14 protein-coding genes and 13 pseudogenes are annotated in these 25,178 nt (G+C 58.0%); 15 read left to right on the top strand and 12 right to left on the bottom strand.

From position 1 onward, the window contains the following. Positions 1-597 precede the first annotated feature (597 nt). Together JG747_RS33895 and JG747_RS33885 are read left to right on the top strand one after the other, a co-directional pair. Positions 598-690 (top strand): annotated as a pseudogene (locus JG747_RS33895) (helix-turn-helix domain-containing protein); the annotation flags it as partial. A gap of 625 nt (positions 691-1,315) precedes the next feature. Further along, positions 1,316-1,608 (top strand): annotated as a pseudogene (locus JG747_RS33885) (IS66 family transposase); the annotation flags it as partial. Between the two features lie 3 nt (positions 1,609-1,611). On the opposite strand, the pseudogene JG747_RS33880 reads toward JG747_RS33885, so the two are convergent. Further along, a pseudogene (locus JG747_RS33880) lies at positions 1,612-1,791 on the bottom strand (IS3 family transposase); the annotation flags it as partial. Positions 1,792-1,868: 77 nt separating this feature from the next. On the opposite strand from JG747_RS33880, the pseudogene JG747_RS33875 reads away from it, so the two are divergent. Continuing rightward, positions 1,869-2,833: pseudogene (locus tag JG747_RS33875) on the top strand (IS110 family transposase). A 228-nt stretch (positions 2,834-3,061) separates the two neighbouring features. Here the strand turns inward: JG747_RS33875 and JG747_RS33870 are convergent. Next, positions 3,062-3,325 (bottom strand): annotated as a pseudogene (locus tag JG747_RS33870) (transposase); the annotation flags it as partial. A 136-nt stretch (positions 3,326-3,461) separates the two neighbouring features. Further along, positions 3,462-3,623, bottom strand: a pseudogene (locus JG747_RS33865) (LysR family transcriptional regulator); the annotation flags it as partial. 250 nt (positions 3,624-3,873) lie between these two features. On the opposite strand from JG747_RS33865, the gene JG747_RS33860 reads away from it, so the two are divergent. From JG747_RS33860 to JG747_RS33840, 5 genes and pseudogenes are all read left to right on the top strand, one after another. Next, positions 3,874-5,127, top strand: coding sequence for a methylaspartate ammonia-lyase (locus JG747_RS33860; RefSeq protein WP_199201578.1), 1,254 nt, complete (start codon positions 3,874-3,876; stop codon positions 5,125-5,127). Positions 5,128-5,138: 11 nt separating this feature from the next. Continuing rightward, positions 5,139-6,263, top strand: a complete 1,125-nt coding sequence (locus JG747_RS33855; RefSeq protein ID WP_199201538.1) for a CaiB/BaiF CoA transferase family protein — start codon at positions 5,139-5,141, stop codon at positions 6,261-6,263. Between the two features lie 112 nt (positions 6,264-6,375). Next, a complete protein-coding gene (locus JG747_RS33850; protein ID WP_199201577.1) occupies positions 6,376-7,266 on the top strand; it encodes an HpcH/HpaI aldolase/citrate lyase family protein in 891 nt (296 codons plus the stop codon). 100 nt (positions 7,267-7,366) lie between these two features. Further along, positions 7,367-7,943, top strand: a pseudogene (locus tag JG747_RS33845) (LysR family transcriptional regulator); the annotation flags it as partial. Continuing rightward, a pseudogene (locus tag JG747_RS33840) lies at positions 7,936-8,181 on the top strand (ATP-binding protein); the annotation flags it as partial. The pseudogenes JG747_RS33845 and JG747_RS33840, both read left to right, overlap by 8 nt. Positions 8,182-8,436: 255 nt before the next feature. Here JG747_RS33840 and JG747_RS33835 read toward each other — a convergent pair. The 5 genes and pseudogenes from JG747_RS33835 to JG747_RS33815 form a co-directional block, all read right to left on the bottom strand. After that, positions 8,437-9,633: an IS256 family transposase gene (locus tag JG747_RS33835; RefSeq protein ID WP_199201537.1), complete on the bottom strand. Its 1,197-nt coding sequence runs from the start codon at positions 9,631-9,633 to the stop codon at positions 8,437-8,439. A 391-nt stretch (positions 9,634-10,024) separates the two neighbouring features. Next, the gene (locus tag JG747_RS33830; RefSeq protein WP_199201536.1) at positions 10,025-11,263 is read right to left on the bottom strand and encodes an ATP-grasp domain-containing protein; all 1,239 of its coding nucleotides are present in this window, start codon (positions 11,261-11,263) and stop codon (positions 10,025-10,027) included. 1,168 nt (positions 11,264-12,431) lie between these two features. After that, positions 12,432-14,033, bottom strand: a complete 1,602-nt coding sequence (locus JG747_RS33825) for a pyridoxal-phosphate dependent enzyme (protein WP_199201576.1) — start codon at positions 14,031-14,033, stop codon at positions 12,432-12,434. 361 nt (positions 14,034-14,394) lie between these two features. After that, positions 14,395-14,718, bottom strand: coding sequence for a hypothetical protein (locus tag JG747_RS33820; protein ID WP_199201533.1), 324 nt, complete (start codon positions 14,716-14,718; stop codon positions 14,395-14,397). A 349-nt stretch (positions 14,719-15,067) separates the two neighbouring features. Then, a pseudogene (locus tag JG747_RS33815) lies at positions 15,068-15,449 on the bottom strand (integrase core domain-containing protein); the annotation flags it as partial. 148 nt (positions 15,450-15,597) lie between these two features. Here JG747_RS33815 and JG747_RS33810 point away from each other — a divergent pair. Further along, a pseudogene (locus tag JG747_RS33810) lies at positions 15,598-16,885 on the top strand (IS110 family transposase). A gap of 225 nt (positions 16,886-17,110) precedes the next feature. On the opposite strand, the pseudogene JG747_RS33805 reads toward JG747_RS33810, so the two are convergent. Continuing rightward, positions 17,111-17,642, bottom strand: a pseudogene (locus JG747_RS33805) (IS3 family transposase); the annotation flags it as partial. A gap of 47 nt (positions 17,643-17,689) precedes the next feature. Here JG747_RS33805 and JG747_RS33800 point away from each other — a divergent pair. Further along, positions 17,690-18,743 (top strand): annotated as a pseudogene (locus JG747_RS33800) (IS110 family transposase). Between the two features lie 228 nt (positions 18,744-18,971). Here the strand turns inward: JG747_RS33800 and JG747_RS33795 are convergent. Continuing rightward, positions 18,972-19,148, bottom strand: a pseudogene (locus JG747_RS33795) (transposase); the annotation flags it as partial. Positions 19,149-19,355: 207 nt separating this feature from the next. Between JG747_RS33795 and JG747_RS33790 the strand changes: the two are divergent. Continuing rightward, positions 19,356-19,688 carry a transposase gene (locus tag JG747_RS33790; RefSeq protein WP_202362413.1) on the top strand — a complete coding sequence of 111 codons (333 nt, stop codon included), beginning with the start codon at positions 19,356-19,358 and terminating at the stop codon, positions 19,686-19,688. A gap of 367 nt (positions 19,689-20,055) precedes the next feature. Here JG747_RS33790 and JG747_RS33785 read toward each other — a convergent pair whose 3' ends face one another. Together JG747_RS33785 and ectB are read right to left on the bottom strand one after the other, a co-directional pair. Further along, positions 20,056-20,898: a 2OG-Fe(II)-dependent halogenase WelO5 family protein gene (locus tag JG747_RS33785; protein WP_199201530.1), complete on the bottom strand. Its 843-nt coding sequence runs from the start codon at positions 20,896-20,898 to the stop codon at positions 20,056-20,058. Beyond that, a complete protein-coding gene (gene ectB, locus JG747_RS33780) occupies positions 20,888-22,147 on the bottom strand; it encodes a diaminobutyrate--2-oxoglutarate transaminase (RefSeq protein WP_199201529.1) in 1,260 nt (419 codons plus the stop codon). Before ectB ends, JG747_RS33785 begins: the two co-directional genes overlap by 11 nt. Positions 22,148-23,145: 998 nt before the next feature. Between ectB and JG747_RS33775 the strand changes: the two genes are divergently transcribed. From JG747_RS33775 to queD, 4 genes are all read left to right on the top strand, one after another. Further along, a complete protein-coding gene (locus JG747_RS33775) occupies positions 23,146-23,466 on the top strand; it encodes a HesB/IscA family protein (protein WP_199201575.1) in 321 nt (106 codons plus the stop codon). Between the two features lie 26 nt (positions 23,467-23,492). Beyond that, a complete protein-coding gene (locus tag JG747_RS33770) occupies positions 23,493-23,954 on the top strand; it encodes an iron-sulfur cluster assembly scaffold protein (RefSeq protein WP_199201528.1) in 462 nt (153 codons plus the stop codon). A gap of 236 nt (positions 23,955-24,190) precedes the next feature. Then, a complete protein-coding gene (queE, locus tag JG747_RS33765) occupies positions 24,191-24,826 on the top strand; it encodes a 7-carboxy-7-deazaguanine synthase (RefSeq protein WP_199201527.1) in 636 nt (211 codons plus the stop codon). Then, positions 24,823-25,176, top strand: a complete 354-nt coding sequence (queD, locus tag JG747_RS33760; protein ID WP_199201526.1) for a 6-carboxytetrahydropterin synthase QueD — start codon at positions 24,823-24,825, stop codon at positions 25,174-25,176. Before queE ends, queD begins: the two co-directional genes overlap by 4 nt. Positions 25,177-25,178 lie beyond the last annotated feature (2 nt).

The following is a 25,178-nucleotide window of genomic DNA, read 5'->3' as shown; positions in this document are numbered from 1 at the left end:
CGCCACGCCGACGAATGAGGGCAGTAACCTTGGCCGCACGGGCGGGATAATCGATGGGCTGCGATATGTTGAAGAGCAACGTTCAGAAGAGCGCTCATCACGACGGAGACCTCGGCCATCGCACGTCAGCATGAGGAGACGGTCAGGCCTAGGTTGGCCCGCTATCAGGTGAAAGGCTTTGCAGAGCTGGCCAGTGCCCCCCTTGCCGTAGGATGCGATCTGACGCTGACCTGACATGTTCCTATTCTTGCTCCATCGACCGCTTGTCACCTACGACACGAATGCCGGACCGCAGCTCCCGCTGCCTCGCAACGAATGTCGCAACACTCGTGCCAATTTTGGGTGATCGAGCGAAGAAAGAATTCTGTGCTTGCCTTTCAGCTATTTAGCCTGGGGCCAAACATGAGATTGGTTTACAAACTTAAGTCGCGAACCCGACAAACCGGCAGGAGGTGTCGGATGGTGTTGTCCAAACCGGATAGAAGGGCGACGGAGTGGACCGGATAGAAAGGTGACAGGTTCTTGTAGCTGGAAGGGCTGGCGATGGTTTTGGCGAGAGACTGATAATGTTATGGGCGAGCGGCTTTGGTTTGTGTGCTGTGCGGAGCTTTCGGGATATCGCGCAAGACCGGCTACAAGTGGCGCAAGCGTTATGAGGAGCAGGGTCCGGCGGGTCTGGATGATCGTAAGCGCGAATTTGACCGCACCTTTTGCTATTGAGTGCACTGAGGCTAAGGCATGAGAAGCTATACGGGGAAGCGGGGAGGTGGCACAGTTCGTCGGACCATCACCCGAAGAATAGACTATCATGTCCAAAGTCGACGATCTCAGTCGATCAATCAGATCAAGCTCGCACTGTGCTCGTCGTTGTAGAAATGAGTCAAAATAACTGGCCGGTGGCCGGAATGCTTCCCGGCGTTCAGCGACACCCCCCAGAAACTCGATCCCAATCCCAATGCATTGCCCGGTTTGATCACGCGTTGACGGGCGCGCATTTCTCCACCGCGTGAGCTTGGCGACGGAGTTGACCTTCATCTTCACCTCGAGTTCAGTCACCGCGCCGCCTCGCCACACGATCCTGAGCAGAGCAACGTCGCGCTCGCCGCGATCAAGAACGACCTTTTCGATCAGGCACCGCAATAGCGCCTTGCGATGAGCATCCGTCGTGGCGTCGCCCGCCCAGATCTGCGGCAGGCAGCCGGACAGGGCGACTACCTTGCTGTTGAGGGACTTGCCCAACGCCAATTGCGCAACAGGCTCAGCCGAAGCTTGCCGGGCAAGGGCTTCCTCGGCAGCGCGGACTTCGCTCAATGCGGTGTCTCATGTTCTGGTGTCGAAGTATGCCGACCACCTTCCCCTATATCGTCAGGCCCAGATCTACGCCCGCCAGGGCGTCAATCTCGACCGTTCGACACTCGCCGACTGGGTGGGCAAGGCAGCTTTCCTGCTTCGTCCTGTGCATGAGCGGCTGTACGAGAGGCTGAAGGCATCAGACAAGCTCTTCGCGGACGAGACCTCTGCGCCTGTGCTTGATCCGGGCCGGGGCGGACCAAAACGGGGCAGTTGTTCGCCTATGCCCGAGATGACCGACCTTGGGGCGGAATGGACCTAGCCGAAGCGTCGGCGCTCGTTCGCGAGGTCAGGTAGCCGACCACGCAGCTCCGTCTCTGGCGGTCGGCGAGACTGGTAGCGGACCATCTTGCGATCGGCGCCGACGAAGGAACAGGCCCGACGCTCGGATAGGCCCATGACGGCCTGCAGATGCGCTACAGCTTTCCGCTTGGCGGCGGGGGCCTTACCGTTAATGGGATGGGTCCGCCCCGTCCTCCCGCAGCATCATCTGGGCAGTCACAACAAAGGAGGTTGCAATGTCCCCACGCAATGCGCCGCGCCCTGCGGCCGTCTATGGTGTCGATATCGGCAAGAGCATCTTCCACGTCGTCGGCTTGGACAGCGACGTGCGCTGGATCGCAATGGATCGCCAGGAGACTTCAGGCACTGGGGCACAGGGTTCGCCTGATCCCAGCGCAGTTCGTGAAGCCATACGTCAAGTCGAACAAGAGCGACATCATCGATGCCGAAGCTATCGCCGAAGCAGCCACGCGGCCGACGATGCGATTTGCCGCGATCAAGAGCGAGGAGCAATCCGACCTCCAAGCTTTGCATCGGGTGCGCGACCAGATGATCGGCACGCGAACCCGTCTGATCAACCAGATGCGAGCATTCTGCCTGGAATACGGCATCGCATTGAGACAGGGCGCCGGACTGTTCAAGCTCGACTTGCCACTGGTTCTCGATGACCTTTCGAATGACCTCACGCCGGCAATGCGCAAACTGCTCGTGGACCTGTTCGCAGATCTGCGCCAGTTGGAGCAGCGCATCAACGACGTGACGAGGGAGATCGCAGCGATCGCAGACCGAGAAGATGTTGCCCGCCGGCTCATGACGATCCCCGGAATCGGAGCATTGGGAGCCACCGCGCTACTGGCGGCCGTCGGCACCGGATGCCAGTTCCAGAAGGCTCGCGACCTGGCCGCATGGCTGGGGCTGGTCCCTCGAGAATACTCGACCGGAGGCAAGCAGAAGCTACTCGGTATCAGCAAAGCGCGGGAACCGCTACGTTCGCAAGCTGCTCGTTCATGGCGCGCGATCATGCTTCCGTCACCTGGATCGAACCCGGGATCGCCTGGGAAGCTGGCTTGACGGGTTGCAGAGCCGTATGCACCCGAACAAAGCTGTTGTCGCACTTGCCGCCAAGATGGCGCGCATTGTCTGGGTTGTCCTGACCAAGCCGGGAGCGCTCTACGAACGCAGGGACCCTGCTTTCGCCTGACGCTCCGGCTCGATTGCAAGGCTCGGGAACGAAACAGTGGATCAGCATGCCGTAACCCCTGTGCAAAAAAGCGGGCTTCGTGCCCGAACCATTTATTGGGAACGGCGTGCGCGGATCTCATCATGGCCTGGCTGCAACAGCAGCTCACTCGCGAGAGGCCGGATACATTTACGCAACTGGAATCGTCATCGGCGATGTCGCGAACCCTTGCACGGACGGGGCGGACCATACATTTTTTGACAGAAGCTCGCGCAATGCCGAGGCTTCGAGCATCTGGTCGGCGAGCAGCTTCTTCAGCTTGGCGTTCTCGTCTTCCAGTGCCTTCAGCCGTTTGGCGTCAGAGACGTCCATCCCGCCATACTTGGCCTTCCAGTTATACAGCGTCGCCTCCGAGACCCCGTGCTTGCGGGCAAGATCGCGCGCCTTCGCACCCGCCTCATGCTCGCGCAGAACCGCGATGATCTGCTCTTCCGTAAACCGCTTTCTCTTCATCAGTCCGTCCTTCAATCAAGGCCCGGACTCTAATCTCAGATGGAGGAAACTCTCAGTGGCAGGTCAGGTAAAGCAGTCTATGGCTCTACCCGTCCAATCACCGCAACGCGCGTTTCGCCCATCTCCATGTCGGCGCTCCAGTTCTCTCGCGAACCAGGAACCGTGTCCCAAATCCTTCCTCCATTTGCCGGACATAGAGGCTGAGCGCGCTCTTTGCGACATTCAATTGTGCAGCGGCCCGGGTGAAACTTCCCGCTTCGGAAACGCCCACGAAATATTTGATCTGTCTTAATTCCACCATCCGGTTCCGCAGCGAGGTCAACCGTTTCTCTGCTCGCCTCAGCTTTTATTCTCACTTACGTTATCTCGAAACCAGATGGCTGGAAAGTAAAAATTATATTGGAGTGTATTCGGTGGCGCTTGGCATACTAAAGGGCGACGGCGAGAATTCGCACGAGAGAATTCGCAGATGAGTGGACGCGGCCTCTTTCCATTAGCGGCATGCCGACGAACGTGGATTTAGAATTGAGCGGCCTATGGAAAGTTCTGTGACAGTTATCGACGTGATTCTCGCTCCCGGCAACGGAAGCTTTTTTTATGATGATCAAGCGGCCATCCGGGCCGGCGTCGCCTCGGATGGGTTTCGATATGTGGGCACAGCAGTAACGCCCGGCTTTACAACTATTCGGATGCCGTCACGTTCTCTCAGTATCGGCCTCGTTTTATCCGACGGAACGATCGTCTGGGGCGATATGATGAGCGTGCAGTATTCGGGTGCAGGCAGTCGCGACCCGCTTTTCCACACGGAAAGGATCGAGGCCCTCACGAGATCCGTTGTAGTCCCCCGGCTCCTTTCCGTTGACGTTTCCAATTTCTTAGAGACCTGCAGCCATGTGCTCGCCTATCATAGCGGCAGCCGGCTTCCGCTTTCTGTCGAATACGGTGTGAGCCAGGCGCTTCTTAGAGCTGCTGCGCATGTGGCCCGTACGACGCTCGCCGAGGTAATCTGCTCTGAATTCTTCCTTCCTTTGCCGACAAAGCGCGTTCCTCTCTATGCGCAGAGCGGGGACGCCAGGGAAATCAACGTCGACAAGATGATACTCAAATCTGTCGACGTGCTTCCGCACGGTCTGATCAATTCTCGCGACAAGTTCGGCCCGTCGGGCGAAAAGTTCCGCCAGTTTGTGAAATGGGTAGCAAAGCGCACGACTGAAATTGGAGAACCCGGATACCATCCCACGCTTCACTTCGATGTTTACGGCTGGATCGGCCTGGAGTTCGGAATGGATGCGGGCAAGATCACGGACTTCATATGTTCGGTTGCCGATGACGTGCCGGACTATCGTCTTCACATAGAGTCTCCGGCCGACTTTGGATCAACGGACGCGCAGCTGGATGAGTACGTGAAGATTGTGAATCTTCTCGACGCGCGGGGCTCAAACGCCCGCATTGTCGTCGACGAGCAATGCAATACGCTTGATGATATCCGACTCTTTGCTGAAGCCAAGGCGGCTCATATCGTGCAAATCAAAATGCCCGACGTAGGATCTGTTGCCGACACGGTATGGGGAGTGCTGGCGTGCAAGGAACATGGCGTCGGTGCCTACGTCGGCGGAAGCTGCAGCGAAACAGATTTATCGGCAAGAGTCTCCGCACATGTCGCAGTTGCCACTCAAGCTGACATGATATTGGCTAAGCCTGGGATGGGTGTCGACGAAGGCATTTCCATCGTGGGTAATGAGCAAAATCGCCTACTTGCCGTTCTTGCTCATCGTCGATCCCAAACCCAGAATTCGTTGTAGAAAGTGCTCCAATGAGGAATAACCTCAAGGACATCACCGTGATCGCAGTGGAGCAGGCTGTCGCCGCTCCCTACGCGTCGTCTAGGCTGGCTGATGCAGGCGCGCGCGTGATCAAAATCGAGAGGCCAGAGGGTGACTTCGCCCGAAACTATGACAAGTTGGTGCTTGGGCAAAGCGCCTATTTTGTCTGGCTTAACCGCGGTAAGGAATCGGTTTGCCTCGATCTACGAGCTGAGGCCGATCGGATAGTGTTGGAGTCGCTTATCGCGACAGCGGATGTCTTCATTCAGAACCTGAAGCCAGGCAGTATCGACAAGCTCGGCTTTGCACCGGCAGATCTCCGTAGACGCTTCCCGCGCCTCATCACCTGCGATATTTCCGGCTTCGGAGAAGGCGGCCCGTTCTCTCACCTCAAGGCCTATGACCTTATCGTTCAAGCCGAATCAGGTCTCAGCGCCATTACCGGGACCAAAGAAGGGCCAGCCCGCGTTGGCGTGTCGGTGTGCGATATCTCGGCCGGCATGACGGCGCATGCGGCCATTCTAGAGGCACTCTTCAGCCGAGAGCGAACGGGCGAGGGAGCGTCGATACACGTGTCACTGTTTGACGCCATCGTGGATTGGATGAATGTGCCGATTTTGCAACACGACTACAGCAATTATAAGACCGTTCGCGCTGGGGTAACGCATCCCTCACTTGCACCTTACGGGGCGTATCGTTGTGCGGACGGGAAAGATATCATTTTCTCGGTTCAGAACGATCGCGAATGGGTGAACTTCTGCGCATTGTTCCTGAAGAAGCCCGAGCTCACGCGCCAACCAGGTCTTGCCAACAACATGGAACGGCTGGGCACACGTCACCTGCTCGACGAAATTATCCAAGCACACTTCTCTCATTTGTCCAGCGGAGAAGCAATGCAAGAGCTTGAGGCCGCGGGCCTGGCATACGGCCGATTGCGCGACATCCCGGCAGTTGCTGAGCACCCGCACGTTCGCAGAGTTCCCGTAGCCACGCCTGAAGGCACGGTGAACGTGATTGCGCCTGCCGCAATCTTTAATTGCGAGCAGCCCTCTTTTGGCCCTGTTCCGGCGCTAGGCGCCCACACGGCTCGTATTCGAGAGGAACTGGACGGGTGAACCGTCCCTGCCGTTTCAAAACCCTTTCCGTGGCCATTTTGCCCCACCTAGGTCGGGACTGTGGAATGTATTGCGCGGCGTGTTGTTCCCTGCCGCAAGCTGGATTGATGTCATGGTTGCCATTCCACATTGGAGATCTCTTCTTTTCGTTCCGGCCCACAGCCGCAAATATATAGCATCGGCGCATGAGCGAGGAGCTGACGGCGTTATCCTCGACCTCGAGGACTCGGTACCGCAAGACCACAAGGAGGAAGCGCGGCGACAACTTTCCGGGGGCGTCGCCAAAGTGGGGCGCCAAGGTGCTTCAGTCTTGGTCAGGGTCAATCATGACCTTTGTGCCTTGGCAACGGACCTCGACGCGGCTGTCGTATCGGGGGTGGATGGCCTGGTATTGCCCAAGGTGGAATCGGCGGATTGGGTCATGGAAGTCGGCGACGCCGTCACCAGGCTGGAGCAAAAGAGGGGGATCCCTTCTGGCAAGGTCAGGTTCCTTGCTCAAATTGAGAGCCCGCGTGCTCTCCAACGGTTGCCAGATATTGCATCCTCCGATCCCAGAATGGCGGCCATGGCGCTCGGCCCAGAGGATTTCTGTGCCGCTGTGGGCGGTTCTCCGGATTTCGATCTTCTCTTGCAGCCAAACTTACAGGTGCTGTTTGCTGCACGGGCGGCTGGCCTGCTTCCGTTGGGCTTCGTCGGGAGCATTGGTGAGTTTCAAGATACGGAAAAGCTGCAACAATGCGCAGCTCATGCCCGGCGGCTTGGGTTCGCCGGTGCCCTCGCCATCCACCCTGCTCAAGTCAAGGTGTTTAATGAAGCGTTCTCGCCTTGCGAAGCGGAGATCGAATGGGCACAAAGAGTAGTCGAGGCGGAACACGCTGCTTCGAAGAATGGTCTAGGCGCCTTCGTGGTGGACGGCAAAATGATCGACCCTCCCATCATTCGGCGGGCTCTGCAGACCCTAGCTCTAGCGGGAAAAGTGGTTCCTTCCAGCGCCGAAACTTAATGTCGCGTCAGGCAAAGTCCGTTTGACACTCGATCGTGTTTGCCATCTCGGTTCGCGATTGATATCATTGTGGCAACGCTTCACTGGACGCATCTAAGTCGTGGAAAGATACTTTGTCGGCGTGGTGGAGGCGGGCAGCTTTACAAAAGCTGCCGGGCTTCTTACGCACAAAGTGCACTGAGTTTGCACGTCCGGCAGCTTGAAGAAGGGTTCGGTATTCAACTACTGGTCTGAGACCGGACCGGGGTGACAGATGCAGGGCAGAAGCTACTCTATTGAGCCCGCAAGATCCTCACGGAAATCCAGCTGACAGAAGCTGATCTCACCAGTAAAAAGGCGTCGCCGACCGGAGAAGTCATCATCGGCATCCCTCTGGCGCTGCCCGCGTCTTGAGCGCGCCTCTGCTGGAGGCCGTGAGGAATGAGCTACCTAGAGTTTCACTCATAATGGTCGAAGGCATGACGGGGCCTTTGGAAGAACGGATGGCAGCTGGCCGTTTTCCTTTAGCGATCCTCTACAGAACGGAGGAAAACATCGGCCAAACGACGCCTTTGGCACGCGAAGAATTCTGTCTCGTGGCCCCTCCGGGCGAGCGACCTTTCGAGGATTCCATCCGCCTTTCGGATTTGCACGCCTTCCCCTTGGCGGTACCTATGCGCAACAACAAAGGCTCTCGCCCAAAGTGAATGGCTGAAGGCGCATGAGAACCTGATCGTCACCGGCCAGACCGGCACCGGCAAGTCATGGCTGGCCTGCGCCTTCGGTCGGCAAGCGGCGCGGCTTGATCATTCCGTGCTCTATGTGCGCGTGCCGCGCCTGTTCGAGGATCTGGCGCTCGCCCGCCTCGATGGCCGCTTCCCGTGCCTTATCGACAAACTCAACCGCGCGCAACTGCTCGACGACTTTGGAACCCACAATCCCTCGGTCAGATGTAAGCGTGAAGCTCATCCCATCTGGCGCGGCATGAGATGATGGGCGAGAGATGACACTGAAGGAGCCGAGGAGCTTGCAGTGTCAATTTCTATGTCTGCGCCTATGTCCTGATGATAGAAGCTTCCATGTCCTTGAGGCGGTTCCGAACCGGCTGGAGGCAAGCCCGCAGCGTCCGCGGCGGCGCTGGTCGGGGTTGTGTGCGTCAAGTTCTGCAAAAAGGGGTGGCCACGATGCTGGTCATGCGGCTTGGCGTAGAGCGAGCTTCTTGTGCTCGCGCAGGTCGTCCATGTTGATGTAGCGGTTGGCCTCCATCCAGTTCTCATTGGTTTCGACGGCCAGCGCCCTGACGAGGCGCAGGCAGCTTTCGGCGTTGGGGAAGATGCGCACGACATAGGTGCGCCGGCGGATTTCCTCGTTGAGGCGTTCCAGCATGTCGGTGGACTTTAGGTGCTTGTGGTGCTGGCGCGGCAGGCAAAGGAAGGTCAGCGTGCATTCGATGGTCTCCTCCACCCAGCTCGTCAGTCGCGGATAGCGGGCGGACCATTTGGACAGCCATGTGGCGAGATCGGCCTTGGCGTCGGCGAGATCGCGCCGGTCGTAGAGCCATCTGAGTTCCTGCAGGCAATCGTCGCCGTGCTTGCGCGGCAGGTGATCGAGCGCGTTCCTGAGGAAGTGCACGTAGCAGCGCTGCCAGGCGGCTTCGGGGATCACCTCGCCGATCGCCGCGACCAGGCCGGCATGGTCGTCGGACACGGCAGTTCGACGCCCTTGAGACCACGTCGTTTCAAGTCGACGAGGAAATCCCTCCAGGCCCGAGCGGCTTTCGCGATTGGCCATTTCCACTGCCAGGATCTGGCGCCGCCCATCCCAGTCGATGCCGACCGCGATCAGCACCGCCTGGCTCGTGACGATGCCGGCCTCGCGCACCTTCTCGTAGCGGGCATCGAGGATGAGATCGGCAAAGGGCTCCTGAAGCGGGCGCTCGGCAAAGGCCTTCAGGCTCTCGTCCAGCCGCTTGTTGATGGCCGAGATCGACGAGGCCGAGAACGCATGGCCGCACAGCTCTTCGGTGATCGCTTTGACCTTCCTGGTCGACACGCCCTGCACATACATCTCCGCAAGCGTCGCCACCAAGGCCCGCTCGGAACGCTGGTAACGCTCGAACAATTCCGTGGAGAAGCGGCCCGCCCGGTCCTGCGGAACCCGCAGCTCAAGCTTGCCGACCCGCGTAACAAGGGTACGGCCGTAATAACCCGAGCGATAGCTGAGACGCTCCGGCGTGCGCTCGCTCTTCGAAGCACCCAGCGCCTCGTCCATCTCGGCCTCGAGTACCTCCTGCATCAACGCGCGGATCACCTCGTGCAATCCATCCGGGTTCGAAAGCAGAATGTCTTTGACGGCAGCGCTGGCGGTCTTACTTTCTGTCTTGGTCATGGTGGCGTTCCTTCCAGGGAATCGGTGACGTTGAACATCACCAGCCTGCCATGACCGCCCTCTCTCAGCGAATTTGCAGAACTCTCAGCACACTACCCTGGTCGGCGGAAGCGAAGGCACGGCTGATCGAGGGAATCACAGATCAATGCGCCGGTCCAACACCCGCGCACAGGTCTCGCTTTAGAGCACGTCCTGTTTAATCTGGGTCATATCCTGCGGCCTTGAAGTAATTTGCGCATTCGTCCGGTGTGAACTTGTCGAGGAGGTTGCCTACCAGCCAGCCTTTGCCGCGTCTCTCTCCTGCTCTCGATTGCAGCTGTGTTCGCCGACAATAACCTCCCCGCTGGCGCCATCTGCGCAGGCGTGGGGACGTAAGGGCTGCAGATTGTTCCTATTCGTTAAGGGTCGGAAATGGTGTAATCGACCAATCGATTAAGTCGACGGCGCGCTGAAGTATCGCCTCCGTCTGGGCAATGCTGGGTGAAGCAGCAATGACATGCCCGATCCAGTCTCGGTAATCGCCTTTCTTGACGATCGGCGTCTTGGGTTCAAAATACAGTTTAACCTCGGTGACACCGGGTATAGCAGCCGCTCGGCTGGCGCCCTCGATCCAGTCGAGGGTGCCATCGCGATCGGGAACTAAATTCCGCGCGGCCGCCGTGCACGAATGCCTTCTGCGCAAATCCCATTCGTCCCCGATGACGAGCTTGACGTGCTCGGTGATGAGATCAACCCCGTAAGCCAGCTGAACCAGTTGAGGATCGGGGGCGCCAGAAAGGCGCGGATTGACCTCGATGACGACCGGGCCACGCTTCGTCCTCCGGAATTCAATGTTCGCTGGCCCCCAGCCAAGGCCGAGAGCTTGCAAACAGTTCAGCGAAACATCGACAATATGCTTGTGCTCGCTATCGGCCAGCGGGGCCGGAAAGATCGTCTCACGAAAGATGAAATACGGTGGGGGGCCGAAGTCACCGGCGGCAATCGCAATGACTTCCTCTCCCATTATGTGAGCGATACAAAAGGGGCCCTGTGCGAATTCTTCGACCAGAATCCTCGGCAAACACCGCCAATTGTGCGGCCCGCTCAACAAATACGTCGAATGTTCGGCTACCTCATCGATCTCACGGCACAATCGGACACCGCTGCTGCCGCTCCCGACGATTGGCTTAAGAACCACCGGCAGGCCGATCTCCGCCGCAGCCTTTTGTACCTCCCTCGCATTTTCTGCCACTCGATAAGGAGGTACTGGAACTCCGGCCTGCGCGAGGAGCTGACGTTGAGCGAACTTGTCATAGCATCGTTCGATCGATGCGGGATTCGGTCCGGGTAGATCGAAGTACCGGCAGAGCTTGCCAACTGTCACATGGACCGACTCATCAGAGCCAGCAAAACCAGTGATACCAGCGATGTCATACGTCGCACGTAGCCGGGAACATTCGTGGATCAGCGCCTCGAGATTGTCGGTGTCGACACGAATGGCCTCAATGCCTTCAGCCGCCAGATAGTCGTACTGAGCTGGATCTGTCGCCAAGGTAATTGGATGAAGACCAAGACGCTGGGCCGCGTGGACATAGAGCATACCATTACCTGTGCTAGCGCCTTCGATCAGGATAAGTGCTCTTGGTGTCATTTGTGTTGACCTCTCGTTGCGGGTGATGCGGTAGTCTGAGCGTAAATCGATGGCAGCTTATTTAGCCGGGTCTGACCTCAGGCCTCCTGGTCAGTGCGCCGAAACAACAGCAGTTTTACAGTTTCCGAGCAAGCGCCGATACTACGACTTCTGGTAGTTGACGCATCTGGTCATGGTCCACGACTCTCCCTGCTATTGCCGTTGTCTGTTGTGGCTGGCAGGATGATGAACTGGTCTGCTCGAGCTTGCCGGACAAGCGTCTCGGACGGCGCTTGAAATTGTTTGATCGGATGTCTGCTGCGCCAGGCCAACCGGTTCAGCGCTGTGCGGCGAGCGAAGGCCTATCCTGGTCCTGCAGGACACGACCGAGTTCATCTACAGCCGTGCGCGGCGGGACCTTATCGGCTTCACCACGATCAACGGCGGGCGCTACAAGGCGGGGTAGCCCAACGTGGTGCCCTGTGCGGCATGCTCATGCACTCCAGTCTGGCTGTCACGCCCGCTGGGACGCCCTCGGTCCGACGGCGGTGAAGTTCTGGACGCCGGCCAATGCACGGGGGACTGGGAGAGTCAAGAGGCATGTGAACCGACGCGTGTGCCGATCGAGACCAAGGAAAGCCACCGCTGGCTCGAAAATCTTCGCCAGTCGATGGCGCTTCTGGAGACGCCCGAGCGCTGCGTGCATGTCGCCGATCGCGAAAGGCACAACCACAACCTCGTCGCTACCGCTGCTGACCCAGCAGCTGAGCATGCCGCTCGATACGCCGCAGATGCGAGGCCTGAGCGACGCGGAACGAAGCGCCGTCGTTGCCAGCTGGCGACCCTCCTGACGGCCGTGGCCGGCGTCGTAGGCCAGCGATGACGGGCATGATCTCCCTCCAGCCACGGTGCCGAAGCGCAAAGCTGTGGTCTAAGTTCGACAGTCGACGCCGGGTCAGGTCCAGAACAACCAGGAGAGCCAGCGGCCACAAATGTTGCGCGCCGCTGCGGATTCCATGATGTCGATGTGATCGACGATGACCTTGGTCTTCAGCCGGTTGTTCTCCGCCTCAAGGACGATAAACTCGTCGACAGTATTAGGTGAACTGGACTTAAAGTTGCTGAAGGGCTTCTGCGCTGCCTATCTGACCGCTGCGTGAACCGTCAAATGTGCAGAGATGCGGCACGGCTAATCGAGCTTGTATTCAAGAATGTCTTGTAAGCCTGCTGAGCCGCAGTAGATACTACCTGTCTCGCGAAAGCCACAGCTTAGATAAGCATGTCGAGCTGTTGCATTGCGTACGTTTACGGTGAGCATGAGACGGTTGACGCGTTCTCGGCTTTTCGAGATCCATTGAGCTGCAAGTCCGATGGCTGCCTTACCGAATCCATTACCTTGATACGCTCCGCCGACACGCAGGTTGTGCAAAGTAATAGCATCTGACGGTGCCCACTCTGGTATTGCTGCTTTTTCACGCAGGACAAAAAATCCAACGATTTCGTTGCGGACTGCAATCGCGAACGGGTGCTCAAGTTCCGGGTGAGGGCTATTCTGAAGCTCCGAGAACACAACATACAATGGGTCAACGAAGTGCACCTGCTCGGGGTCAAGTTGCAAATGGTTCACGGCAGCGAGATCGATGTTGGATAGAGGCTCCAACGTCGCACCGGACTTTTTGTCAGAAAAATTAAACCCTTCTGATTTCCCCGGACTAGGTTCGGACGAGCGCGAGCCCAACTGCCGCTGAGATGTGTCTAGGAGCGTTCGCGCTTGATTAACTAGGCTAGAAAGGACTTCATCGAGTGTTCGTCTGCCCCAGACATAGGAAGACCAGCCGTTCAACTTTTCGGTTGGAGCTGTAACAAAAAACGGCTCTTCGCGCACCGGGCCAGACCATCCGGGTACTGATGAGAGCCAATCTTTGTCATATGCAGTTTCAACGTAGCTATGCCCCTCATCGGGAAAGATCGTAACGACTTTGTTACCTGGGTTATTGCGCAACCACCAGTCCGCCACTTTGAAAGCGGCACCGCTGGTGGGCCCCATGAACATACCATAGTTCCGGTGCAACTCGTGAGTCGCTCGAAATACCTCGGCTGACGTTAGCCAGTGAACCTCGTCGAAGTGTCTGTGATCGATGTTGGAAGGAACCATCTCACCACCTAGACCGCTAAGATCGACCAAGTTTCCGCCAGGCTGCCCAAACAGAACAGAATTTGGTGTATCAACACCGATCGAATATAAATCGGGGAAGACTGTCCTCAGATATTCAGCGGTGCCGCACATGGAGCCCCCTGATCCAACGGTACCAACCAAGCAGTCAATCTTGCCCAATCTATCGATTATCAGTTCCGCAAATTTCGCGTATGCGAGCGGGTTGTCGACGTTTGAGTATTGTGAAGGCCAGTAGCTGCCGGGTATCTCCTTTAAATGTTCGGCAAGCCTGTTTAACCGCGCCTGCTGAAACCCGCCGCTGGGGTGGGGCACCTCGACGATATCCACGTGTGCGCCAAGCTCGACAAGGCGCCTGTGAAGGTGCCGGTCAATCGACCAGTCGCTCACCAGTACGAGTTTATAGCCATGCTGTACAGCAAGCATGGCCAATGCGAGGCCGAATGTACCGGAGGAACTCTCGCAGATAGTAGCACCCGAACTCAGTAGTCCTTGCTCTGCGGCTCGTTCCAGCATGAAGCGTGCAGGTAGGAGCTTCATAAGGAAGAAACTAGCGCCATATAGGCCATTTCTCATTTCGACGATTCGCGGACTCTCGAAGTCCTCAAGCTTGCGCATTAGTATAGCCAATTGACACTCTCCATTTGATTTACTGTGTCACGACAGAGGCTTCGAACCCCTCATTTCTCAGGTCGCGGACAGCCAGTTCCAACTTCTCAGCAGTGCTTTCGCTTGCCGGATCGAACATAATTCCGGTGACTGTCCCGCTGAGCAACCTGCACGCCCAATGCGCCATGCCGAACGCCAATGTCCTCGATATCGCACAAAGCGAGGCTTTCGCAGGGATCTCTCGTTGATCCGAGCGCTTGCTGTAGTGACGCGGCCAAGCAAATTAAGACGTCAGGTAACTTTTCGTGACGGCTTTAAAGCTGCATCAATAGTATAAGCCCCGTTGGCTCTGTGAATTGTAACCTGTATTTCAGACCCCACTCCCCGAAGTATGATGGAGTTGAGGTCTCCATAAATTCCAGTTTTGCTGGCGTGGGCACGTCAGCCCATTGACCACAGCATCCGACGCCAGATACTCCGTAATAGCCGCTTTGATCTCATGGTTGTTGTGGCCGTAATTTAGTGCTCCGGCACCAGAAAGGAAAACAATGATCTTTCCTCCTTCCTTGGTCAACATGATCGAACCGCGCGCGCGAGTGGACGGCGTTGGACATGAACGTGAGTATAACCGGACGTTTGATTCCAGCTCTTCGAAAACGGCCATAGTACCTGACCCGCCAAGAGGTTCGCCCATGCTCGTCTCCCTTCCAAGTAACTGCTCAACAGAGGAAGCGCGCTTCTTCGACGTTATGCAAAGTGGACACAAAGATAGGTGCCGCGCATCTCAGCTGGCCTTAGCTGCCAGACTTGTACTTACCAGAACGCTCCACTGATCCTACTGGGCGGCCGGAAAGAAGAGACCTACTAACATTAGTAGTTCTCCGCGATTCCTAGCTAAGAGCGTCGTTGCAATTGAGGCCGCGTATCCGAGGGCCCAGAGCGGATCGGGTTATCACGGAGTCGTTCGCATTTTTTTGGAGGTGAGTTCGGGGGTCAAGGTCCCGCTGGTGGAAAAGCAGGCATCATGACGTTGCCCCCAGTTTTTATCCAGTTTTGAGTTCGTTTCCGGCGTGGGTTGTGCCCTGCTGGGCGGGTGAAGCGACGGGCGCTGGCGCGGAGCCTTTGGGCATAGCGCAGCGCGAGCGACCGCCGCGGATTGAAGGTGCTGGCGAACTCGGCCGGTGTCTGCCAGGCGATTTGGGAGTGCGGCCGCGCGGTGTTGTAGTCGGCGTGCCACAGGGCGATGGCTACGCGCGCCTGAGCCAGCGAGGTAAACAGCGTCTCGTTGAGCAGTTCATCGTGCAGTCGGCCGTTGAAGCTCTCGATGAAGCCATTCTGCATCGGCTTGCCGGGCGCAATGTAATGCCATTCGACGCGGTTCTGATCCGCCCAAGAGAGGATGGCGTTCGAGGTGAACTCGCTGCCATAGCACCTACGGAAGGAATGATGAGGCAACCGAGACATCGGTGCGCGCAGCTTTTTCGCTGCAGGCGCGCACCGATCGAGGTGGCCATGGCCAGTCGAAGGATCTCTAGAATGTGAATGTTCACAACCCATTCCGGAGAGACCGACCATGACCAGCCCAAATGTTATACCCGCCGATGCGGTGTTGGTAGCGATCGATATCGCCAAGGTCCGCAATGAAGTCCTGATTGAAGCCTCCGGCCACAAGCGCCGCCGCCGGCTGCCGGTTCTCAACACCCCCGCAGAGCATGACCGGCTGATCGAGATTCTGCAGGCGTATGGCCAACCGGTGGTCTGCGGCTTCGAAGCGACGGGCAATTATCATCGCCCTATCGCATGGCGTTTGGCTGAGGCAGGCTTCGAGGTGCGGCTGGTGTCGTCACTGGCGCTCGCCCGAACCCGGGAGGCCTTGCACAACAGTTGGGACAAGAACGATCCCAAGGATGCGCAGGTGATCCTGCACATGCTCAGGATCCAGGCGACGCAGCGCTATCACGATTCGCTGCGCGCCGGAATAAACGACGTACAGGAACTGTCGAAGACGCATGAGGCGATCGCCAGAGCCAAGACCGAGATCCAGCACCGCATCCTGACGCATTACCTGCCGCTGTATTTCCCCGAGATTGATCGCTTCCGGGGAAACAGCCGCAGTGATTGGTTCTTCGCCTTGCTCGATGCTTTTCCGACGCCGGCAAGCATCACGGCGCTGACGAAGGAGGAGTTTGTGGCAGCAGCCTGGGATGTCGTCGGCCGCAAGGTCAGCAAGACACAGATTCTCATCGATATTTACGAGACGGCGCGCACGTCGATCGGACTGCCGCTGCCGCTTGATGCTCCTGCCATTCGCATGTTTCGTATGGTCATTGCCGAAGCACGCAGCCTGATCCGTCAACGCAGCGAGATCGAAGCACAGGCCGACGAACTGCTGCGGCACAGCCAGGATTATCAGCTCTTGCGACAAATCCCAGGCATCGGACCGATCAATGCACTGACGATCATCGCTGAAGCCGGAGATCTTCGCCGCTTCCACCATCATCGCCAGTTTCTCAAGTTCTGCGGACTGGATCTCTCGACACAGCAGTCCGGTCAATATCGCGGCCAGACCCGCCTTTCCAAGTTCGGCAATGCGCGGCTGCGCCGCACTCTGTGGATCGCCGGGCAAGTCGCCATCCGTCAGCGTGAGAACGGCTTTCGACACAAGTTCGAACGCTACATCGCAAGAGATCGCGACAATCCAGATCTGCGCCGCAAGGCGATGACCGCTATTACCGCCAAGATGGCGCGCGTCGTACACGCCGTCGTCAAAGGCGGTTCCGATTACCGGCCCTTCGTTGAGGGGCGGGTGCCAGGAGGAAGAACCTCTGTCAGCTAGGGCCGTGAGGGCATCACTGCGATGACCCTGTAGATAATGTTTGGGTCTTCCACCTGGATCAGAAGCTCGTGTTGAGGACGGTGAGGGCCGCTATCAGCGTACCCTGTGTTTGCTATGGACGAGACCTTTTCCCTTGCCGGTGGAAGTCGCCTGGTTCGACCACCCAACTTGACGAGCGTCATGCGGCGAGAGCATGCTGACGAACAGAGAGACTTTGACTGTCTCCTCCATTTTCTTCCGCTCTTAGGACGTTGTCGCTGACGATCATCCTCGGCCGGCCGCGCTCGGTGATGAGCCGGTCCAATTCGCGACCCGCATGCCCGAGAGAGACGTATCAACGATCAGTGCCAGGCACTCTCTCGTGCAATCGTCGACGACGGCCAGGATGCGGAAGCGGCGCCCGTCGGTGAGCTGGTCCGATACGAAGTCGAGCGGCCAGCGCTCGTCGGGCCTCAGCGGCACCAGCATCGGCGCCCTGGTCCCGATCGCCCGCTTGCGGCCGCCACGGCGACGAACGACAAGCTTCTCCTCCCGATAGAGCCGGAACAGCTTCTTGTGGTTCACGACCAGGCCCTCCCGCCTCAGCATCACGAGAAGACGCCGGTAGCCGAGCCGGCGACGCTCCTGCGCGATCGCCTTCATCCGCTCGCGAACCTCGCGGTCGTCCGGCCTGCTGGTCTCGTAGCGAACCGTCATGCGGCAACAGCCGATGGCCGCCATTCGCTCATCCCGAAGCCTTCCTTCAGGCGAGCGACAGCTTTCCGCTTGGCCGCGGGCGTCACCGTCCTCCCGCAGCATCATCTGGGCAGTCACAACAAAGGAGGTTGCAATGTCCCCACGCAATGCGCCGCGCCCTGCGGCCGTCTATGGTGTCGATATCGGCAAGAACATCTTCCACGTCGTCGGCTTGGACAGCGACGGCGAGCCCGTCCAGCGAGTTCGCTTCCGACGCGATACGTTGATGAAGTTCTTTGAGCGGGCAGCGCCGGCAATCGTCGGGATGGAATCGTGCGCTGGATCGCAATGGATCGCCAGGAGACTTCAGGCACTGGGGCACAGGGTTCGCCTGATCCCAGCGCAGTTCGTGAAGCCATACGTCAAGTCGAACAAGAGCGACATCATCGATGCCGAAGCTATCGCCGAAGCAGCCACGCGGCCGACGATGCGATTTGCCGCGATCAAGAGCGAGGAGCAATCCGACCTCCAAGCTTTGCATCGGGTGCGCGACCAGATGATCGGCACGCGAACCCGTCTGATCAACCAGATGCGAGCATTCTGCCTGGAATACGGCATCGCATTGAGACAGGGCGCCGGACTGTTCAAGCTCGACTTGCCACTGGTTCTCGATGACCTTTCGAATGACCTCACGCCGGCAATGCGCAAACTGCTCGTGGACCTGTTCGCAGATCTGCGCCAGTTGGAGCAGCGCATCAACGACGTGACGAGGGAGATCGCAGCGATCGCAGACCGAGAAGATGTTGCCCGCCGGCTCATGACGATCCCCGGAATCGGAGCATTGGGAGCCACCGCGCTACTGGCGGCCGTCGGCACCGGATGCCAGTTCCAGAAGGCTCGCGACCTGGCCGCATGGCTGGGGCTGGTCCCTCGAGAATACTCGACCGGAGGCAAGCAGAAGCTACTCGGTATCAGCAAAGCGCGGGAACCGCTACGTTCGCAAGCTGCTCGTTCATGGCGCGCGATCATGCTTCCGTCACCTGGATCGAACCCGGGATCGCCTGGGAAGCTGGCTTGACGGGTTGCAGAGCCGTATGCACCCGAACAAAGCTGTTGTCGCACTTGCCGCCAAGATGGCGCGCATTGTCTGGGTTGTCCTGACCAAGCCGGGAGCGCTCTACGAACGCAGGGACCCTGCTTTCGCCTGACGCTCCGGCTCGATTGCAAGGCTCGGGAACGAAACAGTGGATCAGCATGCCGTAACCCCTGTGCAAAAAAGCGGGCTTCGTGCCCGAACCATTTATTGGGAACGGCGTGCGCGGATCTCATCATGGCCTGGCTGCAACAGCAGCTCACTCGCGAGAGGCCGGATACATTTACGCAACTGGAATCGTCATCGGCGATGTCGCGAACCCTTGCACGGACGGGGCGGACCATACATTTTTTCCCACAAGATCCTTCAACGCGGCATTGTCGAGCATGGCGTCGGCCAGAAGCCGCTTCAGCCGCGTGTTTTCGTCCTCCAGCGCCTTCAGTCGCCGAGCCTCGGAGACATCCATCCCGCCGAAGCGGGCCTTCCAGTTGTAGATCGAGGCGTCGCTGCCCCCGTGCTTGCAGAACGAACTTCAAACCGGATTAGATCAGAGGGGCAAGGTCAATCAAAGGCCGTGTTCGCGCGAAGGATATCGTCGGAGGTTACAGCAAATTCTCTGCGAACCCGCCATGGCGGCATCAAACGTCCCGACCGTTAAGGCATGACTAGGTGTCGCGCCTCAACAGGTTGTCGTCGGTTAGGGCGGGTCTGCTGATTGGAGAGCTTTATGGGCAGGTCCGTGGCCTGCTGCGCCCGTTTGGCATCAAGATCTCGGCACGCGCCGGCGGCAAGCGGTTCCGTTCTTCCTGCAACCGGCATGATGCGCTCTATGCTCTATATCAGTGTCGCGGCACTTCTCGAGACGCTCGCGCGGGTTGAGGTCGAACTGGCCGGTCTGGACAAGAAGAAGGCGCGGCAGATAACCGCCGCATCGAAGCCATGCTGGCATCTGATGTCGGCCGTTGGACCGCTGACCTCTCTGGCCTTCGTGGCGTCGGTGGAAGACCCGCGACGATATAAAACGAGCAGATCCATCGGCTCCTACATGGGCCTGACATAATTCGGTTCAGTTCGGAAAAGGTCGAAGGCGAGCCGCGGTGCACTGCACACTGACGCAGGCAGACGCCCGATGGATATAGGGAGAACTATGCGTTGCTTGATAACATCTTGCGTTGTTTCTGCCTTGCTTAACATCACCTCGCGATGCGTGTTCGGCTTCACACCGGCAACAGTGGAGCGCTGGGCAACGCGGACAGGTAATTGGTAATCGTGTCGGAGACCGGCAGTACCCTGAAACGCCAAGGGCTTAATGATAGTGTCGGTCTTTGGATCAGCCCGAGGGCGGCTGCGACTAAAGGGGGCTCCCCCCTTGTGTTGCGGTCGATGCGACACCTGTTGGCGGAAGGGCAGCCAGTCGACATCCAACATTACGTCCACCAGAGAACAAGATCCGGCCGCGCAAACCCAAAGAAGCTGTTCAGCAGCACGCGACGCTTTCCGTTGCCTGATTGACCGGTGACCCCATGAACGAAACCGCCGTCAAGTAGCGCGATATCCCCGGCCTTGAGCTGGATTTCGCAACTAGGCACGGCCTCGAGATAAGCTGCGGAGTAGGGATATCCCGTGGTCTCCACACCCTGCGACTTTCGATCTGCGACTGTCGGCTTGTGACTCCATAGCCTCAAGTTTCCACCTTCCTCAGGCATGCTGGGATAAAAGTTGAGTGCTGCGACGGTGTTGTGCGCCACCGCAGAAAGCTCGTAATCGTTCCCAGCACGTAACACTTGAGCGACATCGTCGTGGGGGTCCAAGGAAAATGTGCCGCTTCCGGTCCAACTGAGCGCCCGACAAACGTTCGCCTGACCGTGTTCTGAGCGCGCCAGCCGCAATTCAATGCCTTGGTTGTGAAGCTCGCGCTTCAACGCGTCGAATAAGGCTCGGACCGGGTCAACAAAACTGCCAAAAAGAGCGTCAACGTGCGGCCGCGCAGTTTCTGCCTCCGCGAAATAGGTGGCTGCATCCTTCCTGTAGTGGGATGCGCCGACATATTGTCCGGGGACGCCATCCTTGCGCTCGGTGAGACCGGGACTGCCAAAAAACTTCGCGGTGATCTCCTCGGCTATTTCGGTGCTGAAAGCTTGGCTGATGTGCAGAGCCGTGATCTCACCTTTTAGGACCGAGATGATCTCCGCAGTGCTGATCGAGCCGGTTCGTTCCTCGATCGTAAGAGGCGAGATGGCCGGCGTTTGACGTGCTTGGTTAGTCGCCATTTGTTTTCTCCTGTAGTGCCTGATCGAGGATGGCAATGCCGTGATCAAGTTCGTCATCTGAGATTGTTATCGGCGGAAGGACTTTGATGACGTCGCGATTTGGCCCGGAGGATTCGATCAGCAGGCCGTTTTCGAACGCGACATCGTGCACACGGCCAACAACGGCCTGTGACCGGCACTTGAGGCCGGCCATCAGACCACGGCCGCGCTTTTGTTCGATGCACTTCGGGAATTTCGCAACGAGGCGATCAAGGTGTTCTTGCAGTTTTACGGCCGTCCCCTCGACGGCTTTAGTAAACTGCCTATCGGACCACATTGTGCACATGGCCGCGGAAGTCACAAAGGCGAGATTATTGCCTCTAAAGGTCCCGCTATGTTCTCCCGGATTCCATATGTCCATGTCAGGGCGAATCAGAACTATGGACAACGGATTACCTGAACCGCTTAGCGATTTCGAAAGACACACGATGTCGGGCTCGATTTTCGCGAACTCAAATGAGAAGAAATCGCCCGTTCGTCCCGAACCTGCCTGAATGTCATCGACGATGAAAACAACGTCGTGCTTACGGCAAATGCGCTGAATTTCTGAGAGCCATGGTGCGGATGCGGTGTTCATGCCGCCTTCTGCCTGGATGGGCTCCAGGATGATTGCGGCCGGCTTTTCTATGCCGCTGCCTGGGTCACCCAACACGTGATCGATGTAACTCGCGGAATCGAAAGTTTGGTTCGGATAGTTCTCGTAAGGGACACGGATCACATCGTGGCGAGCAACGCCGCCAAGCTGTCTGGTTGACGCTGAACCCGACACCGCCAAAGAGCCGAGCGACATGCCATGGTACGAATTTGTGAAGGCCATGACACTCGAGCGGCCGGTATATTTTCGCGCCAGTGCCAACGCCGCTTCGTTAGCGTTTGTCCCGGTTGGCCCAGGAAACTGTATCTTGTAAGAAAGGCTTCTGGGCTTCAGGATCGAATTGACGAACACTTCGATGAAATCACGCTTTGCAGCTGTATACATATCAAGCGACAAAACAATATTTTTATCGGTGAGATATTGAATTGCCGGTGCCATAATATCTTGATTGTTATGACCGTAATTGAGCGCGCCGGACCCGACAATGAAATCAATATAAGGTTTTCCGGACTCGTCCCAGATTGTCGCCCCAAGAGATTTTGTAAAGACTGTTGGAAAGGATCGTCCATAGCGACGAACGTTAGACTCGTAAGCTTCAAAAATGTCGATATCCATTAAAGGGCCTCTCTGTATGCGGCTTGCGATCAACGCTGCAGGTTCTATGTTCACGCATTCCAAGCATTGATTTCGACGATTAGCTGCGGCCAATCTCTGCCTTAAAGCGAACATATCATGGTCAGCGACTTGCGTTCGCAAAGAGTCTGTAAACTTGTTTGACGAATCTGTTGCAACGCATTGGATAGCGATAGCGTGACAGTCAGTACCCGCCTTGCGGCAACGCTATCGGCGGCGTTGTTGGCGGGGGCAACTGACATAGCCGCACCGGTTTTTCCAAGCATGACTGCAATCACGATGCTTGGGTATTTCTCTATGTCGGCCGTGACGGGATCCTTGCCGACGAGTAGCTGTGACAGATAGCGATTTCTCTGCTTCGATGTGACGGCGAGACCAATGCTCGCTCGAGTTTCGTTTTGGAACGCGGACGAGCCAGACCGCGAACTGGCGACAAAACGGGAACTGACCGCGGCCTCTAATCGCGGCCGTGGCCGCCGGCGGTGATGGGGCCGTTCGCTGGGGGGCGCGTTGGCCAACCCCTGGCTTCGCGGCGTCTACAATGCCTCAGTCGGCCCTCGCGAGGTGACGGCCGCACTGCAGGCCACGGGCCGAGCACGCGAGTGGTGTTCGCCACCCACGAGCTGACGCAGACGGCGCTGCTTCGAGAAGGCGCCATCGTAGCGGTATCGACAACCCCGGTGTTCGCCTCCGCACTGGTAGTGACGATGGCGCGGCTTTTGGAGCGCACCACGACTAAGAGTTCCCACCCTTACACTGGTCAACATTCATACGATCGAAAACGCTGGCTCTGGCGACGCCACTGGCGATGTGTCCGATGCCGCTTTTTCTACGCAAGGTTTCACTCTGTCCGACATCCGACAATTGTTGGATGTGAGACAGGGCGTCAAATCCGCTAACCCGGTGTTTTAACCCAATCTTCCTCTGTGGCACGCTCTATGCAGCGCGACTTGCGAATGCATCAGCAAGAAAATAGTCCCATGATCACACTCACTGAAAACGCCGTCGCCGCCGTCAAGGCCGCGCTTTCCCGCGCCGACGAACCGGCGGAAGGCTTTCGCATCAAGGTCGAGGCGGGCGGCTGCGCCGGCCTCAAATACCTGATGGGTCTGGAAAGCGTCTCGCGGGAGGGCGATGCCATCATGGAGACGGACGGGGTCAAGGTGTTCGTCGACGCAAACTCCCAGCCCCATCTCGCCGGCACGACCGTTGACTTTGTCACGGACCTGGAGTCCTCGGGCTTTGTCTTCGACAATCCCAACGCGCGGGGCAAATGCGCCTGCGGCAAGTCCTTCGGCTAGCCGCCAGAACGACAAGGATCGGCGCCATGCGGGGTAACACCGACAACGTCTACCTCTTCAGCGACAAGGTCTATTTCATCAACCCGCACAATGTCGGCGCTTTGGAACCCCCCGATGCGGCCGGCGAGGTCGGCGCCGTCGCCTGCGGCGATGGGCTTAAATTGACGATGGGTTTCGACCGTACGACGCAGACGATCACCGCCGCAACGTTCCAGACCTTCGGCCGCGGCTCGGCCATAACCACTTCCTCGGCGTTTACCGAACTCATTGTCGGCAAGACCATCGATGAAGCCCTTCAGATCACCGATCAGGACATGGCGGATTTTCTCCGCGCCCTGCCGCCGCACACGACCTACTCATCGCTCGACCGCCTCATCCTGGAGCGCGGCTTGCGTCTGATGAGCGAGTTCTTCCGTGCTGTGAGGCAGGCTTTCGAGGAGACCCCAGGATTCTCACGCCTCGTCCTCGTCAAGGCACCATCGCCATGAGCGACGTAATCGAAGCGTTTCTCGCGGTGACTGGCCTCAAAAAGCGAGAGGCCCTTCCCCGCAGCCTCCGCTCGCTGAAACCTAATTCTGCCTGGAGTTCGGGAGAGTGGGTTTTCGGCAACGAGCCTCGACGGTGGAACGCGCTGCAAAACGTGCAGTGGGACATTTCCCACCTTTTGCCGCGTCTCGTAAGCCAGCAGAGATGCTCCCTTGCGCACTCGAAGGCCGCTTAAGCAATGTCATATGCGGTCAAGGAAATCTTCTACACCCTTCAAGGTGAAGGACAAAATGCCGGGCGGGCCGCCGTATTTTGTCGTTTCGCCGGCTGTAATCTTTGGTCGGGACGTGAAGGCGACCGGGCAAAAGCATTCTGCGGATTTTGCGACACCGATTTCGTCGGGGTAGATGGCCCCGGTGGCGGACATTTTGACACCGCACGGCAGCTTGCGCTGGCGGTCGAACAAGCCTGGCGCGGGTCGGCAACTGGGCAGCGTCTTGTCGTGCTCACCGGAGGGGAACCCCTCCTCCAGATCGATCAAGAACTGCTTGAAGCGTTGCATTCCTTGGCGTTTGAAATTGCCGTGGAGACCAACGGTACCATCCCCACACCCGCCGGCATCGACTGGCTGTGCGTCAGTCCGAAATGCAATGCACGCCTCGTGGTCATGGCAGGGGACGAGCTAAAGCTTGTATATCCTCAGATTGGCGCGGAGCCCGAACATTTCGAAGTTCTCGCGTTTGAGCGCCTTTTGCTTCAGCCGATGGATGGGCCCGAGCGCGAGGCGAATACGGCCGCCGCAGTGGCCTATTGTCTTGCCAACCCACGTTGGCGCTTGAGCCTTCAAACCCACAAACTTCTCGGGATCCCATGAAAATTACGCAAGCTTTCACCTTCGAGGCAGCGCACTGTCTTCCGCGCGTGCCAGAGACCCACCGCTGTCACCGCATGCATGGCCACTCATACCGTGTGGAACTGCGTCTGGAAGGGCCCGTCGATCCAGACACGGGCTTTGTCATCGATTTCTTCGATGTCGAGGCTGTGTTCGGATCGCTTCTGCAACGTCTCGACCATCAGCATCTGAATGAGGTTGAGGGTCTCGACAATCCGACAGCGGAAAACATTGCGGTCTGGATCTGGAACCAAACCAAGCCGCTTCTTGGCCAAATGTGCTCGGTAACGGTCTATGAGACGCCGCTGTGCTGGGCTGAATACGAGGGTTGACC

Source organism: Mesorhizobium sp. 131-3-5 (assembly GCF_016756575.1).
GTDB lineage: Bacteria > Pseudomonadota > Alphaproteobacteria > Rhizobiales > Rhizobiaceae > Mesorhizobium > Mesorhizobium jarvisii.
Note: the sequence above shows the minus strand (reverse complement) of the source record. Positions and strands in the feature narration are given on the sequence as shown.